This window comes from Streptomyces sp. NPDC005195 (assembly GCF_040608315.1).
In the GTDB taxonomy this organism is placed as follows: Bacteria; Actinomycetota; Actinomycetes; order Streptomycetales; family Streptomycetaceae; genus Streptomyces; species Streptomyces kaempferi.
Window position 1 is genome coordinate 1 of the sequence record NZ_JBEXHZ010000245.1, and the last position, 2,347, is coordinate 2,347.

2 protein-coding genes are annotated in these 2,347 nt (G+C 72.0%); both read left to right on the forward strand.

All coding sequences use genetic code 11. The annotated features are described in order from the left end of the window. The coding region (locus tag ABZV34_RS38560) for a deoxyribodipyrimidine photo-lyase (RefSeq protein WP_356287677.1) at positions 1-1,330 on the forward strand (1,330 nt) is incomplete at its 5' end. A gap of 154 nt (positions 1,331-1,484) precedes the next feature. Continuing rightward, positions 1,485-2,207 (forward strand): DUF4142 domain-containing protein, encoded by a 723-nt coding sequence (locus tag ABZV34_RS38565; protein ID WP_356287680.1) that lies wholly within the window; start codon positions 1,485-1,487, stop codon positions 2,205-2,207. Positions 2,208-2,347 lie beyond the last annotated feature (140 nt).

Sequence of the window (2,347 nt, forward strand, 5' to 3'; positions counted from 1 at the left end):
CGACCATCCGGCGCTGCGGGCGGCCCACGACGGTTCGGCCGCGCTGGTTCCCCTCTTCGTGCGCGACGACGCCGTCGCCGCGGCCGGGTTCACGGCTCCCAACCGGATGGCGTTCCTCGCGGACTGTCTGGCGGACCTCGACGCCGGACTGCGCGAGCGGGGCGGCCGGCTGGTGGTGCGTTCCGGCGACGTGATCGCCCAGGTGTGCAAGGTGGTCTCCGAGGCCGACGCCGACGAGGTGCACATGGCCGCGGGGGTCAGCGCCTACGCGCGCCGCCGCGAGGACCGGCTGCGCGCGGCCCTGGAGGCCGAGGGGTGCCGGCTGCACGTCCACGACACCGTGATCACCGCGCTCGCGCCCGGTGCCGTCACCCCGGTCTCGTCGGACCACTTCGCGGTCTTCACCCCGTACTTCCGGCACTGGTCGCAGCAGGCGCTGCGCGGCGCGGTCGCCGCGCCGCGGACGGTCCGGGTGCCGGACGGTGTCGGCTCGGAGCCGGTCCCCTCCCGCGAGGACCTGTCCGGGGTCTCCGAAGGGCTGGCACGGGGCGGCGAGACGGAGGCCCGCAGGATGCTCGCCTCCTGGCTGCGGAGCGGGATCGCGTCGTACGAGGACCGGCACGACGACCTTCCCGGCGACGCCACCTCCAGGTTCTCCCCGCACCTGCACTTCGGCTCGCTCTCCCCGGTCGAGCTGGTGCACCGGGCCCGTGGCGCGGGCGGGGCGGGCGCCGAGGCCTTCGTACGTCAGCTGGCCTGGCGGGACTTCCACCACCAGGTGCTCGCCGCGCGGCCGGACGCGGCCCTGGCCGACTACCGCACCCGGCATGACGCCTGGCGCTCGGAGACCGACGCGCGGGAGGACATCGCCGCGTGGAAGGAGGGGCTCACCGGCTATCCGGTGATCGACGCGGCGATGCGCCAGCTGCGCCACGAGGGCTGGATGCACAACCGGGGGCGCCTGCTGACGGCGAGCTTCCTCACCAAGACGCTGTACGTGGACTGGCGGGTCGGGGCCCGGCACTTCCTGGACCTGCTGGTGGACGGCGATGTCGCCAACAACCAGCTCAACTGGCAGTGGATGGCCGGGACGGGCACGGACACCCGGCCCAACCGGGTCCTCAACCCGGTGATCCAGGCGAAGCGCTACGACCCGGACGGGGTGTACGTCCGCCGGTGGGTGCCCGAACTGGAGGGGATCGAGGGCGCCGCCGTGCACGAGCCGTGGAAGCTGCGGGGCCTGGACCGCGCCGCCTACGACTACCCGGACCCCGTGGTAGAACTTCCGGACGGGCTGGCCCGCTTCAAGAACGCCCGGGGCCGTGACTGAGGGAAGTCACCGGGGATTTTACAATCCTTAGAGATTTCTTCGTCGAACGCGTGCGTACTGGTGGGCGTCAGCACCACCGGATCCACTCGCACCGGATTCACCATGCGGCACGACGGGGCCCCGCCCCGCGCTGCCGCCCCCGCCAGGAGGCTCGATGCGCATTGCACGGAACGCAGGAACGCTCTTCGTGGCAGGTGCGTTGACCTTGACGCTCGCCGCGCTCGCGTACCCCGCCGTGATCGGTGTGCAGACCACGTCCAGCGCCCCGAACCGCGTGATCGCCAACACTCCGACGGGCCCGCTGACCGAGGCCGACCGTGACTTCGTGGTCAAGGTGCGGGCGGCGGGACTCTGGGAGTACCCGGTCGGACAGCTGGCGCTCCAGAAGGGCACCATCCCCGCGGTCAGAACCGCCGGTGACCACCTGATCAGGGGCCACGCCGCGCTGGACGACACCGACCGCAAGGTCGCCGCCACGCTCGGCATCACCATCCCCAACAAGCCGTCGCCGCAGCAGCAGGGCTTCGTCGCGACCCTGAGCGGTGACACCGGCAAGCAGTTCGACACGGACTTCGCCAACATCCTGCGGCTGACCCACGGAACGATCTTCCTCACCGTCGCGAAGATCAGGTCCACCACCGAGAACTCCCTGGTGCGTCAGCTGGCCGACCAGGCCAACGACACCGTGCTGGACCACATCACGGTGATGGAGAAGACCGGACTGGTCAACTTCGACCAGGTGTTGTTCCAGGAGACCACCCCGCCGAAGCTGCCCTCCCAGAACGTCACGCCGCCCCCGCCCGCGCCGGGTGAGCCGACCGTCGTCCTCACCCCGCCCGCGGGAAGCTCCGTGTCACCCTCACCGACGGTGCGGTGAGCCGGGCACGTCGCCCCGGCCCGGGACCTCAGCCTCCCGGGACCGGGACCGGGACGACGGTGTCGTAGAGGCCCTTGAGAGACCCGAGGGCGTCCCGCAGCCCCGGCGGGCGGAGCATTCCGCGCAGCGGCCGCCCGGCC